16 protein-coding genes are annotated in these 15,931 nt (G+C 63.7%); 3 read left to right on the top strand and 13 right to left on the bottom strand.

Features of this window, described 5'->3' with window-relative positions:
- Positions 1-48: 48 nt before the first annotated feature.
- The 10 genes from L284_RS37205 to L284_RS37170 all read right to left on the bottom strand — a co-directional run bounded on the left by L284_RS37205 (position 49) and on the right by L284_RS37170 (position 11,182).
- Positions 49-1,221, bottom strand: a complete 1,173-nt coding sequence (locus L284_RS37205) for an acyl-CoA dehydrogenase family protein (RefSeq protein ID WP_021234441.1) — start codon at positions 1,219-1,221, stop codon at positions 49-51.
- A gap of 5 nt (positions 1,222-1,226) precedes the next feature.
- The gene (locus L284_RS37200; RefSeq protein WP_021234440.1) at positions 1,227-2,132 is read right to left on the bottom strand and encodes a hypothetical protein; all 906 of its coding nucleotides are present in this window, start codon (positions 2,130-2,132) and stop codon (positions 1,227-1,229) included.
- 105 nt (positions 2,133-2,237) lie between these two features.
- The gene (locus tag L284_RS37195; RefSeq protein ID WP_021234439.1) at positions 2,238-3,920 is read right to left on the bottom strand and encodes an N-acyl-D-amino-acid deacylase family protein; all 1,683 of its coding nucleotides are present in this window, start codon (positions 3,918-3,920) and stop codon (positions 2,238-2,240) included.
- A gap of 53 nt (positions 3,921-3,973) precedes the next feature.
- The gene (locus L284_RS46905; protein WP_021234438.1) at positions 3,974-4,384 is read right to left on the bottom strand and encodes a Zn-ribbon domain-containing OB-fold protein; all 411 of its coding nucleotides are present in this window, start codon (positions 4,382-4,384) and stop codon (positions 3,974-3,976) included.
- Positions 4,384-5,577 carry a thiolase family protein gene (locus L284_RS37190; protein ID WP_021234437.1) on the bottom strand — a complete coding sequence of 398 codons (1,194 nt, stop codon included), beginning with the start codon at positions 5,575-5,577 and terminating at the stop codon, positions 4,384-4,386. The genes L284_RS46905 and L284_RS37190 overlap by 1 nt, the downstream gene beginning before the upstream one ends.
- Positions 5,561-7,186, bottom strand: a complete 1,626-nt coding sequence (locus L284_RS37185) for a class I adenylate-forming enzyme family protein (RefSeq protein ID WP_160172128.1) — start codon at positions 7,184-7,186, stop codon at positions 5,561-5,563. Before L284_RS37185 ends, L284_RS37190 begins: the two co-directional genes overlap by 17 nt.
- Positions 7,187-7,188: 2 nt before the next feature.
- Entirely contained in the window at positions 7,189-8,046 is an 858-nt protein-coding gene (locus tag L284_RS46900; protein WP_021234435.1) for an isocitrate lyase/PEP mutase family protein, read from the bottom strand.
- A 2-nt stretch (positions 8,047-8,048) separates the two neighbouring features.
- Complete coding sequence (locus L284_RS46895) at positions 8,049-8,852, bottom strand: dioxygenase family protein (RefSeq protein WP_021234434.1); 804 nt, start codon at positions 8,850-8,852, stop codon at positions 8,049-8,051.
- A complete protein-coding gene (locus tag L284_RS37175) occupies positions 8,849-9,865 on the bottom strand; it encodes a quinone oxidoreductase family protein (protein WP_021234433.1) in 1,017 nt (338 codons plus the stop codon). The genes L284_RS46895 and L284_RS37175 overlap by 4 nt, the downstream gene beginning before the upstream one ends.
- 3 nt (positions 9,866-9,868) lie before the next feature.
- Positions 9,869-11,182 (bottom strand): LLM class flavin-dependent oxidoreductase, encoded by a 1,314-nt coding sequence (locus tag L284_RS37170; RefSeq protein WP_235054389.1) that lies wholly within the window; start codon positions 11,180-11,182, stop codon positions 9,869-9,871.
- Here L284_RS37170 and L284_RS48410 point away from each other — a divergent pair.
- The 3 genes from L284_RS48410 (at position 11,172) to L284_RS37160 (ending at position 13,201) form a co-directional block, all read left to right on the top strand.
- Positions 11,172-11,327: a hypothetical protein gene (locus L284_RS48410; protein ID WP_021234431.1), complete on the top strand. Its 156-nt coding sequence runs from the start codon at positions 11,172-11,174 to the stop codon at positions 11,325-11,327. The two genes, L284_RS37170 and L284_RS48410, sit on opposite strands and share 11 nt — an antisense overlap.
- A 141-nt stretch (positions 11,328-11,468) precedes the next feature.
- A complete protein-coding gene (locus L284_RS37165) occupies positions 11,469-12,374 on the top strand; it encodes a hypothetical protein (RefSeq protein WP_021234430.1) in 906 nt (301 codons plus the stop codon).
- Positions 12,371-13,201 (top strand): SDR family NAD(P)-dependent oxidoreductase, encoded by an 831-nt coding sequence (locus L284_RS37160; protein ID WP_160172127.1) that lies wholly within the window; start codon positions 12,371-12,373, stop codon positions 13,199-13,201. The genes L284_RS37165 and L284_RS37160 overlap by 4 nt, the downstream gene beginning before the upstream one ends.
- Before the next feature lie 41 nt (positions 13,202-13,242).
- On the opposite strand, the gene L284_RS37155 is transcribed toward L284_RS37160, so the two are convergent.
- Genes L284_RS37155 through L284_RS37145 form a run of 3 tightly spaced genes read right to left on the bottom strand, consistent with a single transcriptional unit; the run spans position 13,243 to position 15,925 of the window.
- Positions 13,243-14,394 (bottom strand): acyl-CoA dehydrogenase family protein, encoded by a 1,152-nt coding sequence (locus L284_RS37155; RefSeq protein ID WP_021234428.1) that lies wholly within the window; start codon positions 14,392-14,394, stop codon positions 13,243-13,245.
- A gap of 14 nt (positions 14,395-14,408) precedes the next feature.
- Positions 14,409-15,611 (bottom strand): 3-oxoadipyl-CoA thiolase, encoded by a 1,203-nt coding sequence (locus L284_RS37150; protein ID WP_021234427.1) that lies wholly within the window; start codon positions 15,609-15,611, stop codon positions 14,409-14,411.
- Complete coding sequence (locus tag L284_RS37145; protein ID WP_021234426.1) at positions 15,608-15,925, bottom strand: non-heme iron oxygenase ferredoxin subunit; 318 nt, start codon at positions 15,923-15,925, stop codon at positions 15,608-15,610. Before L284_RS37145 ends, L284_RS37150 begins: the two co-directional genes overlap by 4 nt.
- Positions 15,926-15,931: the final 6 nt, after the last annotated feature.

Raw genomic sequence — 15,931 nt, 5'->3', positions numbered from 1 at the left:
ACAGCTTATCGAGCATGCGAAGTGCCCCGCCTGCGGCGGCTGATTTGATCAATACGAACGTGGGAGCCCGAGGACATGCTCCGCGATGTACGAGAGGATCAGGTTCGTCGAAATCGGCGCCACCTGATAGAGCCGCGTTTCGCGGAACTTGCGTTCCACATCGTACTCCTCGGCAAAGGCGAAACCACCATAAGTCTGCACGCACATGTCTGCCGCAGCCCAGCTAGCGTCGGCTGCCAGCATCTTGGCCATATTGGCCTCAGCCCCCGGATTCGAGCCGGTGTCATAAAGTCTGGCCGCATGGTGAACCATCAGTTCGGCGGCGCGCATCTGGGCATATGCCTTGGCGATGGGGAACTGTACCCCCTGGTTCTGGCCGATTGCCCGTCCGAACACTTGGCGTCCGCGCGCGTAGTCTGTTGCACGCTCAACGAACCATTTGGCGTCGCCGATGCATTCCGCCGCAATCAGGATACGTTCCGCGTTCATACCGGACAGGATGTAGCGAAAGCCCTTCCCTTCCTCGCCTATGATGTTGGCGGCGGGCACGACCATGTTGTCGAAGAACACCTCGGTCGTCGCGTGATTCATCATCGTGCGGATTGGCCGGATGGTCATGCCGTTGCCCACAACCTCCCGCATGTCGACCAGAAACACCGACAGCCCCTCGACCTTCTTGGCGACCTGTTCAGCCGGAGTTGTCCGGGCCAGCAGGAGCATGAGATCACTGTGCTCGGCCCGGCTCGTCCAGATTTTCTGGCCGTTGATGACGTAATTGTCGCCATCGCGAACCGCTGTGGTGCGCAAGCCCAGCGTGTTGGTGCCACTCGTCGGCTCGGTTACGCCAAAGGCCTGAAGCCGCAGAGATCCGGCAGCGATACCGGGCAGGTAGCGCTGTTTCTGCTCCTCGCTGCCATAGCGCAGGATGGTGTTCATCACGTACATCTGCGCATGACAGGCAGAGCCATTGCATCCGCTCGCCTGGATTTCCTCCATGATGACCGCGGCGGCCATCAGGCTCAATCCGCTGCCTCCATAGGCCTCGGGAATCAGCGCGGCGAGAAAGCCCGCTTGCGTCAGGGCGTCCACGAAGGACGTGGGATAGGCTCCCTCACGATCCAGCGCGCGCCAGTATTCTCCCGGAAAATCTTCGCACAAGGACCGCACCGCACGCCGAATTTCGGCCAGATCTTCGGTTTCTTCGGTTAGCGCAAGCGTCATCGGGCTCAATCCTTCCAGCCGTCGAACACGTCGCCGGCTTCGCGCTGAACCATCGTTGCCGCCTCCATCTGGCCATAGACCAGGGCGTTTCCGATCGTGTCGAGCGTATCGCTGCGACTGACGCCCCAGGCCTTGCAGAGCAGCACGTTTTCGCGGATGCCTTCGGCAACCCGGCTCATGACGTGGTAGTACAGCATGGCGGTGGGCCAACACTGCTTGGGCAGAACATAAAGCATGTTTTCCATGCGTGCACGGTGCGTCTTCAGCAGCATCGGGCGATGTTCGGCAAGAAACCGCACGTAAGGCGGAATTTCACCGATGGTGCGCAGATACCAGTCGTAGAGCTTCGACTTCTCGCCATCGTCCAGCGTCACCGTGGTGAAGTCCAGCCCCGACCGGAATGCATCCAAGTCCGGCGCCCAGCCCTGCGGGAACCGCGCCGGCTTGTCCGGCTGCTCGGGAAATTCCAGTCCCTGCATGGCCTCCTGGATCGTCTCCATGCCGCGCGGACCGGCATGTACGAAGGCCAGGGCGATCATTTCATCCGCTTGCGCACGGCTGAGGCCATCGTTCAGGAAGCTGTGCATCACATAGCGCGCACCTTTTACGTAGCCCATGAGCATGTAGTACGCGAGCGTCCCCCCGCCCATCACAGCAGGCTCGACGCGCAGGGTCAGGCTGCAGTACAGCCGGTAGCGCTTGAGCACTTCGGGATTGCGGTCAATCCACCAGTCCAGCCCGGTCATCGGTACACCGAACTGGCCGCCGTAATGCCTCTTGAACGCCTCGATTTCCTCCGGGGTGATCGTGGTCGGCGCCGAAAGATCGAGCCCGCGGTGAACCCAGTTTCCGCTGGCGGGGGCAAAGCCGCCACTGACCTGACGACGATCCTGCTGATCGGAAACTGACATGCCTATTCTCCCAAGAATTTCCTGCGCCCTGCAGTAACTGTCGACAGTTACTGCTTCGGAACCATCGAGCCTAGGTGGCCGCGATAATTTCGGACTGGCGATGGATCATGCAAATTCGCGCAAGACCTTGCCCGGACGGGCACTTCCAACTTCGATAGGGCCATCGGCATTCGCCACCTGCACGCCGTTGACCCACACCCCATGCACGCCAACCGGATCCGTGCGCAGGCGACTGGCCCCAGCAGGCAGGTCGAACAAACGTCGCTTCGCGCCGATGCCAACCGTCGCCGGGTCGAACAACAGGATGTCAGCGGCCGCTCCCGGCTTCAGTTCGCCCCGGTCGACGAAGCCGAACAGGTTCGCCGGCTGGGAAGTGAGGCGGCGCACCGCTTCTTCAAGGGACAGCACACCAAGGTCCCGCACCCAGCGCCCCAGCAGGTGCAGGCCGAACCCGGCCTCGCACAGGAAGGACAAGTGCGCGCCGCCATCACCCAGTGAAATCTGGTTTTCCGGATCCGCCAGGATGCGGCCAACCGCCTCGACATCGTAATTGGAAAACTCGGTCGTGAAATTGGTGCGCAAGTCTTCCGACAGACCCAGGTCGAGGAAATAGTCCAGCGGGTGGACACCGCGTTCCGCCGCCAGTTCGCCCACCGAACGCTCTTCGAGCCCCCGGTTTTCGGGTGTACCGGCTTCCGCGACCATCATCTTGAACCAGTCGCCCCGAAAGATCCGCGCGCCGGCGCCGTTCTCGATGTCGCTTTTCATCGCCGCCCGGAAATCGGCAGAGGCGAGCACGGCCTTGTAGGCATCGCCCGATCCGGCGCGGATGGCTGGCGCCCAGGCGTCGTAAGCTTCGAACGGATAGGGATCGGCCAGCGTGAAATCCATCGACATCGGCATGCACGAGCATTGTCCGTAAAGCCGGTTGCCCCGCTCGCGCGCTGCACGCATCTGCCGCAGGTCATCGAACACCTGGTCGGGCTTAGAGGGGTGATGCCGCATCGCCGAGACGAGCATCGGCCTGTCAGCCGCTTCCGCTAGGCCTTCCAGATAGGGCACGCTGGTGGCGGAGCCCTTCACGACCATCAGCATGCCCTTGCCACTTTCCCCGACCGCACCCATCAGCGCGCGCATCTCGCGCTCGTCGGCCAGGCGCGACGGCATCGGCACGCCGCCATCACCGACATGCTGCTCGTGCGTCGAAGTCGAAAAGCCGGCCGCACCCGCGACCATCGCCTCGGCCACGATGCCACGCATGACGGCGATTTCCTCGTCGGTGGCGACTCGGCTCGTCGCGTCGTCCCCCATGACATATGTGCGCAATGCGGAATGGCCGATGTAGACCGCGAGATTGGGGCCGACACCCTGTCGCTCCAGCATGTCGAGATATTCGGGATACGTCTGGAAATCCCAGCGGATACCTTCTTCCAGCGCCTCGATCGACATGCCTTCCACCCGCATCAGGTGACGCATCATGCGCTCACGGTGGGCAGGCTGGGTCGGAGCGATGGTGAAACCGCAATTCCCGACGACGACACTGGTCACGCCATGCGCCGGCGAAGGATCGCAGAACGGATCCCACGTTACCTGAGCATCGTAATGGGTATGCGCATCGATGATGCCAGGCATCAGCGCAAGCCCCTTGCCCGCAACCTCCTGCCGCCCCGGGCCGATCTGGCCGCCTACTGCGCTAATGCGATCACCGTCGATCGCCAGATCCGCGATGAAGGGCCTGCCACCGCTGCCGTCGACAATTGTTGCTTCGCGAATGACGATATCGTGCACGTTGATCTCCTTTCCGGACCACCAATGCGTCCGGCATTGAATGCGATGCTCTGCTATGCAGGTCCGATCACCTGCGGCACAGCAAGCCCGTGATCGGCAGTGGCGGAAAAAAGGGGTTCAAAGCCGATCCGCACCTGCTGGCCCGGATCGACGCTGACGGTGCCCGGCACATAAAGGGGGATCACCGCCTCTTTCACTGCCACCATGGCGATGCCGTAAGGCATGAGGGGCGCAAAGGCCTGCTGGAAGGCGCGGCGATAGACGCATAGCGACCTTACCGTGCCGACCGGCGTCACCTCCACCCATTCGACCGAACCCCAATCATGCGGGCTCACCGGTGCCGGCGGCCAGAACAGCCGCCCCGTGCCCAGGCAACGCGGAAGCACCAGGCTGCCACGCGAACCGGCTTCCCAGAATGGGCGATTCAGGTCGTTGACCGTCGGGGCTATCGTTTCACTGCGCATCAGGCCTTCTCCAGGACCAGCGCATCGCCGCCGACCGTCGCCCACATCGCGGTCCTAGCCGCGGTCACCTGTCGCGAGCCGGCCTCACCCCGCAACTGGGTCACGAGTTCCCGGATCTGCCCCCAGCCATTCATCTGCGCTTGGCTCAACTGTCCGCCGCTGGTGTTGATGGGAATTTCCCCGCCCAGGCCGATGCGCCCGTCCTGAACCCAGGCCAGCGCCTCGCCTTCTCCGCAAAAGCCGAAATCCTCCAGCGCATAGAGCGGCAACGGTGAGAACGAATCGTACAGGCCCAGCACGTCGATGCCGTCAGGGGTCATGCCAGCCATCTCATAGGCGGCCTGCCCGCGTGCCTGCGTGCGCGTCAGGCGCTGCCCGGACTGCTGCCCGACACCCAGGCCGTGCGGCGCGAAGATGAAGCTGTCCCGCCCGGCACGGATGCCCTGGACGCCGGTGATGACGACCGAGCGGCTGTCCTGCGGCGCGGAGACGATCATGCACACCGCCCCGTCCCCCACCGGCGAGCAATCCAGCAGCCGCAGCGGATCGATGATGGGGCGAGCGGCGTGATAGTCCGCCCAGTCCATTTCGCGGGTCATCAGGGCATCGTCGGTAAGGCGGGCATGGCGGCGAAACGTGATCGGCACCGCGCCCAGCAGTTCCCGGTCGTGGCCATAGCGCCGGCAATAGAAATCGAACGCCATCGCCGCCCCGGCGATGGGAGATGCCATACCGACATGCCCCGCTTCGCCGTGCGGCCCTCCGTTTTCGCGGAACTGTTCGTGGAAGAACGGATTGTTGGCCTCGCCGATGCGCCCCAAGTCGCTGTTCTTCATCGCCATCACGCAGGCGACACGGGTGGCGAGCCCGGTTGCCACTGCCATCGCCGCATGGGCGAGCACGGTGGCGGCGAACCGTCCATGCGCCCAGGTCTGGCTGCAAAACCGCGGTGTCAGGCCGAATGTTTCGGCGATGCCATCATAATCCGCGCCGCGCGGGCTGCCAACCTGAACGATGAGACCGTCGATCTGCTCCTTCACCAGCCCCGCGTCAGCAACTGCAGCTACCAGCGCGTCGCCAGCGAACTGGAACACCGAGGCGTCCGGTCGCTGCGCAAAACCGCTCGCCCCCACTCCGACAATGGCGGCCTTGCCAGACAGGCCGAAAGGCTGGAAGTCAGAGTCCGAGTTCACGCCGGGCTTCCTGCGCCAACTGGTGCTTTGCCACCTTCCCGCTGGCCAGGCGGGGAAGCTGTTCCTCGCTGCGGAACAGCACGTGATTGGGCACCTTGAAAGAGGCCGCACGCTCCTTGACGTAAGCCTGCACGTCCTCGGCCTGCAGCGGCGTCAGCGGATCGACGAAGGCGACGACGAGCTCGCCTTTCACCGGGTCGTCGCAGCCGACCACGTAGGCATCGCGGATATCGGGGTGGCTGGCGATGAGTTGTTCGACTTCCACCGGCGAGATATTAATGCCCCCGCTCTTGATGACTTCCTTCAGACGGGCATGGAAATGGAAGCGTCCATCAGCGTCCAGGAACGCGAGGTCGCCGGTATCGAAGAAACCGTCCGCCCCCATAGAGCGTGCGGTTTCCTCCGGGTTGTTGAGGTACTGCTGCGCCACATGGCCCCGGATCAGCACCAGTCCGGTCTGCCCCTGCGGCAAATCGTTTCGGGTCTGCGGATCGACGATGCGCACTTCCATGCCGTCGAGCGGGGTTCCGCTGGTTTCCAGCTTCGCCTCCAGCGGATCGTCGGGCCATCCCACGGTGGCGTTCCCGTAGGTTTCGGTAAGGCCATAGGCCGGCACCGCGCCCCTGATCCCCATTTCCACAAGCGTCAGGCGCTTGTATTCGGCCATCGTGCCGGCATTGCCCTTTTGCAGCGAGCCAATGCGTGCCTGGCGATAGTCAGGATGATCGAGCATCGCGCGGGTTATGTTGCCGGTGCCGTAATAGACCGTCGCTTGGGTGGCCGCGATCGTCTCGATCGCGCTGCCGGCCTCGAAGTAGTCCTGCAAGACCAGGGTCGCCCCTCGGGTCAGCGTCGCCGGCAAGGCATTGGTCGCCCCCAGGCCATAGAACAGCGGAGTGCCCAGCCAGACCCGGTCCTGCGCGACAATGCCGCGCCTCAGCCCCAGTTCTAACCCGTTGGCGACGACGCCGCCATGGCCGAGCACGACGCCTTTGGGGTCAGCGGTGCTGCCCGAGGTATACAGGACGAATGCCGCGCCTGTGGCCGATACCGTCGCCTCTGCCGTCGCCAGCTGCGACAGGGGAACGGTGTCACCCAGCCGCAGCAGATCGTTCCAGCTGGCCGATCCCGACGGCGCCTCGCCCACGAAAAGCAGGCTGCCCAGCATCGGGAATCGGGAGTCGGCGGCCTCGCCCAGCTTCTTGCCGAGCGCTTCGGGGGCGACCTGATGCAGCAGCGCAACGAAATCGGTGCGGATGAACCGGGGAACCGCAACGAGCAGGCGCAACCCGCAATGTTCGAGCGTCCAGGCCAGTTCGGTGCGCTTGTACCAGGTGTTGAGCGGTACGAACGTCGCGCCGATACGCGATGCGGCCAGTGCGATGACCACCCATTCGGGCTGGTTGCCCAGCAGCGCGCCGATCCGGTCGCCAATCCCTATGCCCAGGGCAAGCAGCCCGCGTGCCGCGCGACAGACCTCGTGATCGAGTTCGGCGTAACTGATGGATTGCCCGTGATAGAGGATCGCGGGGTGATGGGGCTGGCGTGCCGCGGTTTCGGCCAGCACTCTTGAAAGCGTATCACCCTGCGGTCGGGGCCTGCCGTCCATGTTCATCCGTTTGCTTCCTCGATAACCCAGCAGCGCTGCATGTCGGCAATGGCAAGAGTATCCATCCGGGCTTGCGCGAGCAGAGCATCGGTCTGGCCGATCAGGCCATCGGCAGCCAGGCCACGCCACAGCGCGCCCAGCGCGTCGCTGACCGCGGCCACCCCGTTGAAGGGATAGAGCGCCAACGCAAAGCGCGCACCGGACAGATCTTCCCTTGAAGGAACCGGCGCGACTACGCCGCCGATCCATATCACCGGCAAACCGGGCACTGCCGCCTGCAGCGCAGCCACGTCGGCCGGTGCCAGATCCAGTACGATAAGACCGTCGATCCCGGCCTGGGCATATCGCTGTGCCCGCTCGATCGCTTCATCGAGCGAGCCGGAAACCCGCAGTGCATCGGTACGGGCAAACACCAGCATGTCCGAACGCGCAGCGCAGGCTACCCGCAAGCGCGCGACCATGGCATCCACTGGCACCAGCGCCCCCCGCCCCCGATGATAGTCCGCCTGCTTGGGATAGGGCTGATCGTCGATATGGATCGCAGTGGCGCCGGCTCTTTCCAGTTCGCGCACCGCAAGATGCAGGTGCGACACCGCGCCGAACCCCGCGCCCGCATCCACCACAAGCGGCAGATCCACCACGCGCGCTACGCCAGCGGTGATCGTGGCCGTTTCGGTCAGGGTCAGATAAGGCTGGCCCTTTCCCAGCCCCAGCGCCATCGCGTTGCCGCCCAGATAAAGCACTTCATGTCCGGCCATCGCGGCTATCCGCGCGCCAAGAGCATCGTGGATGCCCGGCGCCGGGACCGCACCGCTACGCTGCAACAGGGCCCGCAGCTCGTGGATGGATGCACTGGCCATTGTCAGGCCGCCACGGCAATGTCGAAGCGGGCCTTAAACAGGGCATTGGCCCCCGGCACGGGATGCATGTCGAGGATCAGGTCCTCGCTCACCGCGCCTTCCACATAATCGCTGGCGAGATAGGGGTTGCCGGGAATGAAAAGCTGCGTGATCAGACGCTGCTCGCCTCCCACGCGCACCAGCAGATGGATGTGCGCGGCACGGCGGTTGTGCCGGCCCATCGCCCGGAACAGTTCGCCGATGGGATCGTCGTCGTGATCCGAGTAATCCTTGGGAACCGCAGTGCGCACCCGGTAACGCCCCTCGGCGTCGCTGACGACAACCCCCGAAAGGTGATGCCCATGGCGATCGTAGTGCCCCTCGTGGTCGGCCTGCCAGAAATCGAGCAGCGCACCAGCAATCGGTTGCCCGGTCGCAGTATCGGTAACAGTGCCCTCCAGGATCAGCACCGGCGATCCTTCCGGAGCATCGGCATCGAACAGATCGCCATCCAAGCGCACGGGCGCGGTCTCCTTGTGAAACGGCCCCTTGAGGTTGGGCCGCGTGCCGCCGGAAACCCGCGCAGTTGCATCCACGCTGGTCATTGCCAGGGAAACGTCGACCAGGCTGCGGCAGAACCCGGACTGACCAAGCCGGTTGAGATAATCGCCCGCGACGTGAAGTTCTTCCTGGGTGATCTCGAATTCGCGGACCACTTCCTTCATCTTGTCGACGATACATGTGTAGATCGCCTTGAGGCGTTCATCGGCAACCACGCCGGGAAGCTCTGCCCCGATCTGCTCCGCTCCGAACTTGTCCTGCATCATGGCTTCAGCACCACGCGACCTGCCGTCGCGCCTCCTTCTACGAGCCGATGAGCATCGGCCACTTCGTCGAGCGTCATGATCTGCGCGATCTCGGGTCGGATCATGCCGCGGGCGGTAAGCGCGATCACATCTTCCAGCTGGACGCGGCTGACGCTGCCGACGCCCAGTATCTGTGCGCGCTTGAAGAATATCCGCGCCGGGTTGATGGAAATGGATTCCCCGAACAATTGCCCCACCATGGCATAGCGCCCGTGGACGGCGAGGCTGTCGAATGCGGCATCAAAGACGCGGCTTCCGATCGTATCAACAACTACGTCGACGCCTCGACCGGCGGTCAGTTCGCGTACCTGAGGCGCAAAATCGGCCGGGCCAGCCACGACGACATCGTGCGCGCCCACCGCTTCGAGCATGGCACGCTTGCCTTCGCTGCGGGTCACCGCAATAACCTTGGCACCCATGCCGCGGGCGATTTGTACCGCCGGCACGCCAACACCGCCTGTGGCACCCGTGACCAGCACTGTCTCGCCAATGGATATGTGCGCGGTATCGCGCAGGGCATTCAGGGCCACGCCAGCGCCCGGGCCAAGCGAACAGCTCACCTCGAAAGGCATGTCAGCAGGGGTCTGCACGCAAGCGTCCTGAGCCAGCACGACATATTCGGCATATCCGCCACGCACCGTGCGCCGCTCGGCACACGTCGTCTCGCGCCCTTCCCGGCAAAGGCGGCAATTGCCGCAACTGGAAAACGCCTTGGTGCAAACCCTGTCGCCCACGTGCAGACGGGTAACACCCTCGCCACGCTCGACGATCGTGCCGCTGATCTCCAGCCCGATAATAAGCGGATAGCTGACGTCACGCCGATAAGTGCCGTTGCGCTCGACCACGTCGCGAAACGATACCCCGCAAGCGCCGACCCGGATCAGCACTTCGTCAAACCCGACAGGAGGCTGCGCCACATCCTCGATGACGAAGGCCTCGGGTGCGCCGGGCGCATGAAGTACGGCAGCCCGCATGGATCAGCGTGCTCCCTCTAAGAAATGGCGATTGGCAGGCCGTGCCAGCCCCAGACTGTCGCGCAGGGTGCTGCCTTCGTATTCGGTACGGAACAGACCGCGCCGCTGCAGTTCCGGGATGAGCAGATCGACCAGCGCGGTGAGCCCATCGGGCAGCGAGGCTGCAATCAGGTTGAACCCGTCGCACGCCTTATCGGCAACCCATTCCTGCATGATGTCGGCAACCTGTTCGACGCTTCCCTTCATCAGGACGTGACCGCGCGCCGGCAATATCCGGCGGTACAGTTCGCGCATCGTCAGATTGTCACGCCGCGCCATTGTCTCGATGAGATTGCGGAAGCTGGTTATGCCCTTGGTTTCAGGCAGCGGTGGCAATGGATCACCCGGAGAAAAGCCCGAAAGATCAAGGCCGCAAAGACGACCGAGCGTCGGCATGCCAACGCTGTCGGGGATCAGTTCCTGCAGGACGCGATAGCTGCGTTCGGCAGCCTCCTCGTCCGCGCCGACGAAGACACTGGCGCCGGGCATGACAACTAGGTCCTCGGGCTTGCGGCCGTACTTGGCCATGCGTCCCTTCACGTCGGCATAGAAGGCCTGCGCGGCTTCCTTCGTCTCGGCAACCGTAAAGATGACATCGGCCGTGCGGGCCGCAAGTTCCATGCCGTCCGGCGATCCGCTGGCAACGACCACGACGGGGTGCCCCTGCGGCGGTCGGGCGCTGTTCAACGGGCCGCGCACAGAGAAATGCGAGCCTTTGTGGTTCAGAAGCCTCACCTTGTCCGCATCGAGAAACTTACCGGCCTCCTTGTCAAAGAGGAAGGCGTCATCATCCCAGCTGTCCCACAGATCCTTGACCACATCGACGAATTCACTGGCCATCTCGTAGCGCCTGGTAGCGCCAGCGTGTTCGAGATGGCCGAAGTTCTTCGCATCGTCCGGATTGGACGAGGTTACGACGTTCCATCCTGCACGGCCCTTGCTCAACCAATCGAGGGCAGCATAACGCCGGGCGACGGTGAATGGCTGGTCGTATGTGGTGGTCGCTGTCGCAACGAGCCCTATGCGAGTGGTGACCATCGCCAGAGCCGAATGAAGGCATACCGGCTCAATCACCACCGGGCGCGTGGTCGGGTTGCGGCTGAGCAGTTCGGGATTGTCTATGCCGTTGACGCCATTGCCATCGGCCAGGAACAGCATGTCGATCTTGCCGCGCTCTGCGATCCTGGCGAGTTCGACCCAGCGGTCCACCTCATAGCCCGCATCACAAATCGCCTCCGGTAGACGCCAGCCGCCAACGTGCCCGCCAGTGGGCGACATGAAAACGGACAGCTTCATCATGCAATTGCTCCTCTCCGACCGTTGCCTTGGCAAGGTGTCGACATTTCATGTTTCAATGACGGGGCGCATCCGCTTCGTCAACACGCGCCACTTCTGCCGGCGATTGATCGAGTGGGCGAAGTGATCCCACCATCCGCCCTCAGCGGTTCGATCATGCGATGAATAGGGCGCAGGCAGATTGCGCCTATGGCCCACCCGTCAGGACCATGCGACGAAGACGCGTGGCCCCGCATTCACGGGCATGACCGGAACGAGAGGAGATTATATGCCTTCGGAGACAGTGGCGACCTTGCGTGCCATCAACCACGGATTCGACCCTTCCAGTGGCAACTGGACCCACCGCGGCCTCGATCTGTCGACACCACAGACGATTACGGCGCAGGAGAAGGACGCTTTCCGCAGCCACTACGCGGCCCAGTTCGGTCATTCGCTGGACGGCCTCGACTGGTGGCTCGATCGCAATCCTGAGGTGCTCAAACGCTACCGGCTCTATTCGAGCCTCACGTTGCGCGTCGAACCGGCCCTGACGGGAAATGGTACCCTGACATTCTATGCTCTGCGCGGCCATGTCACCGGAGTACGCTACGTCCTGCACAGCTGGCTCAAGCGCGGGGTCAACCAGGCGCAGGCGCTCGAAATGCTGGCGATTGCCTTCATCCACGCCGGTCCACGGGGTATGGAGGCGATTCAGGAAGCTGCGCGCGACATCCAGTTTCCGGAAGTTGCCGAAGCTCCCGCACGATTCCCCGAAGGCTGGGCCCCGGACTTGGAAGCATTCCGTTCTGGGCTGGACTTCTCCACCGTGACCCTGGACGATGGCGAGAAGTCGAACCTCTACGACTGGTATCTGCGAACCATCGGCGAAATCCCGCCTTACGTGCGGTTCCTTGCGGAACATCGCCCGATGCTGCTGAAGACGCACCGCGCGCGCATGGAGAACATGCTCTACGTCTTGCCTAAGCAGTTCTGGCCCACCTCAATGCTGTACTACCACGTCATGAGCCGGGTTGCCGAAGGCATCCGCGAGAACGTGCTGCTCTGCAAGGCCTGGGGTGTCAGCCGCGCCGATACTCTCGACACCATCGGAAACGCCCTGGTTTATGGCCAGATGGAAGCCGCAACCATGATCCAGCGCGAAGCAGGTGACGTGTTCGACGGATGGTCCGCGTGACCGGGCGCCGCTGGCTCATCACCGGCACGTCCAGCGGACTGGGCGCGGCGCTGGCGAAGGCAGCCCTGGCGATCGGCGATCAGGTTGCCGGCACTACCCGTTCGCCCGATGCCGCCCGCGCGTTCAGCGCGATCGCGCCCGGTCGATCCTTTGGCATCCATGCTGCCTGCCAGGATGTCGGACAAGCCGCTGCCATCGTCGCAGAGGGCATCGCCGCCATGGGCGGGCTGGACCGGCTGGTGAACAATGCCGGCTATGCGCTGTCCTGCGCAGTCGAGGTCGCCAGCGAAAGCGAAACACGCGCGCAGTTCGATGCCAACCTGTTCGGTCCGCTTGCACTGGCCCGCGCCGCCCTGCCGCATCTGCTGGAAACCGGAGGACGCATCCTCAACATCTCGTCACTGGCGGCGCTGGAAAGCTATCCCGGCCTCGGTCTGTATTGCGCATCCAAAGCGGCCCTATCGGCAGCTTCGGAAGCTCTGGACCGTGAGGTTGCGCCTCTGGGAGTCCGCGTGATCGCCATTGAGCCGGGCGGCATGCGAACCGCGTTTGCAGGGGGGAGCTTGCGCACCGGCGAAGGGCAGCTGGATCGCTACGTCAGCTTCGATGCCGATCGGAGAGCGGCCTTTGCACGCTCCGACGGCAATCAGACAGGCGATCCAGCCCGCATTTCGCAGTTTGTGATAGCTCTCGCCGACCATGCCTGCCCACCTGCGCGCGTGCTGGTCGGAGACGACGTCCTGACCCGGGCCGAGGATGCGTTCGCCGCAAGGCTGGAAGGGTATCGCCGCATGATCGCACTCAGTTCGGATATCGCCTTTCCCTGAACGGAAGAGCCGCCCGGCCTTGGCGCGGGCGGCCCTGACCGTCAGACAGCATCCCGAATGGGCAGCCTCTGACCGAAGACGCCTTCGGCGATCCGATTGAGCAGGATTTCGGTGGTGCCACCCGCGATCATCCAGCCTCGCGTGCGACGGAAGCAATATTCGATCAGGCTTTCCTCGCTATAACCCATGCCGCCCATGATCTGCATGGATTCATGCGCCATCTCGAAACCGGCCCGGTTGCATGAAAGCTTTGCGATCGCGGTATCCTGCGGTGAGGGGAAACCGGTATCGGCACCGATTGCCGCGCGGTAAAGAAGCAGTTGCGCGGCATCGGCCTTCACCTGCATTTCGGCGAATTTCCACTGCAGTCCCTGGAAGTTCGCCAGCCGCTGGCCGAACTGCCGGCGATCGACCGCGTGCTCGCGGGCGCGATCCATGGCATAGCGGCCAAGGGCCAATGAGCGCGAACTGTTACCCAGGCGTTCCACGTTGAAGCCGGCAATCTGCTTCTTGAACCCGCCCGGGCCCAGGACGACGTTCTCCTTGGGTACGTAGACATTGTCGAAGTAGAGCGTGTTCCAGTCTTCTCCCGACAGGAAACGCGAAGGCTTGCCAAAGCTGAACCCTTCCGCGCCGCGTTCGATCAGCACGGACCCGATCCCATCAAGACCCGGCCCGAAGCGAACATAGACGAGGAACACGGTCGCATGCAGGCCATGGGTGGTGAACACCTTTTCCCCGCTGATGCGGTAGCCTTCGCCATCGGGCGTAGCGCTGGTGACCAGTTCGGTGACGGCCGAACCGGCACCGGGCTCGGTCATGGCGACTGCGATCAGCGCCTTGCCCTTCAGCAATGGCTGCAGAACCCGCTCTTTCTGGTCCGGCGAGCCATACTGCGCCAGCACGCGGATCGCGCCGAAGTTCCCGGCCTGGACCACATCGGCAGACCGCGGACAGGCGCCCGCTACTTCCTCGATTGCGATCACCGCATCCATCAGGGTTCCCCCGACGCCGCCATCCTCGGCCGGCGTGGTGATCCCGATCAGTCCCGCCTCGGCCATGCGTTCCGCAACATCCCAAGGGTAGTCATCGCAATGCGCGCGTTCGAGCGCACCGTCCTTCAGATAGCGCGCACCGAACCCCGCGACGGAGTCCCGAAACATCGCCTGTTCTTCAGTCAGTTCAAAATTCATGAGTAAAACCCTGTTCAGGAAGGTTGGCGTTCCAGTACCATGGCGATGCCCTGCCCCAGACCGATGCACATGGTGACGAGCGCGAACCGGCCCTGACCGCGCTGCAACTGGCGCGCAGCGGTGATCGCCAGCCGTGCGCCGGACATGCCCAATGGATGACCGATGGCGATCGCGCCGCCATTGGGGTTGACGCGGCTGTCTTCGAAATCGACGCCCAATAGCTTCAGGCATCCCAGCGCCTGGCTGGCGAAAGCCTCGTTCAGTTCGATGAGGTCGATATCGGCCAGCGAAAGGTTCGCCCGCTCAAGCGCCTTCAGGGACGCGGGCACCGGACCATAGCCCATCACTCGCGGCTCGACGCCTGCCACTGCCGCGGAAACAATGCGGGCCAGCGGTGCAATTCCCGCCTTTTCGCCTGCGGCGAGGCTGCCCACGAACATCGCGGCCGCGCCGTCGTTCACACCCGACGCATTGCCTGCAGTCACCACCCCTCCATCGAACAGGGCGGGCAGCTTGGAGAGACCCTCCAACGTGCTCGATCCACGCGGATGTTCGTCCTGGTCGACCACGCTGATCGCGCCCTTGCGGCCGGTAATCGTCACCGGCGCGATCTCGCCGGCGAAGAAACCATCGACCGCGGCACGCGCATATTTGGATTGTGAGGCCAATGCAAAGCGGTCCGCCTGCTCACGGGTGATGCCCTGTTCCGTCGCGACGTTCTCGCCGGTCTGCGGCATGCTTTCCCGCCCGAACTGGCGATGGATGATCGGATTGGGAAAACGCTCGCCCAGCGCCTCGTACACGGTGGCCTTGCGCGCGAACGCCGTTTCGGCCTTCGCTATGACGAAAGGCGCGCGCGACATGCTTTCCACCCCTCCTGCGATGAAAAGCCCCCCCTGTCCCACCTCGATGGCGCGGGCCGCATCGGCCACCGCCGCGAGCCCGCTTCCGCACAGGCGGTTGACGGTCTGTGCGGCAACGGTCACCGGGATGCCTGCAACCAGCGCGGCATGACGCGCGACATTGCGGGCATCTTCGCCTGCCTGGCTCGTACACCCCATGATCACGTCCTCGACGTCCGCCACGTCAAAGGAATGGGCATCCACCAGCGCCCGCAGGACGCCGGCGAGGAGATCGTCGGGCCGCACCTGAGACAGTGTACCGGCATAGCGCCCTACCGGAGTGCGGAGGCCAGGATAAAGGAATGCACCGCTCATGAACTCGCCTTCACATAGATTTCGCCGTCCTTGATCTTGACGGCATAGACCGGCACGTCCTGCCAGGCAGGGCCGCCCGGAACGCACTTCCCGGTACGCACTTCGAAGCAGGACTGGTGAAGCGGGCATTCGATGCGCCCGTCCTCGAACCAGCCGGTCGAAAGCCGGACATGTTCGTGGGTGCAGATGTCACCCATCGCCAGAATGTCTCCTTCCATTCGGTACAGAGCGATCTCGACACCGTCGATTTCGGTCGGGAAGGGTTCGCCTTCCGTTACGTCGCCTTCGTCGGCAACTCGGGTCCAGTCAGTCATGGCGTC

This window comes from Novosphingobium lindaniclasticum LE124 (assembly GCF_000445125.1).
Classification (GTDB): Bacteria; Pseudomonadota; Alphaproteobacteria; order Sphingomonadales; family Sphingomonadaceae; genus Novosphingobium; species Novosphingobium lindaniclasticum.
The sequence above is the reverse complement of the archived record's forward strand: the minus strand, read 5'-3'. Positions and strand labels throughout refer to the sequence as shown.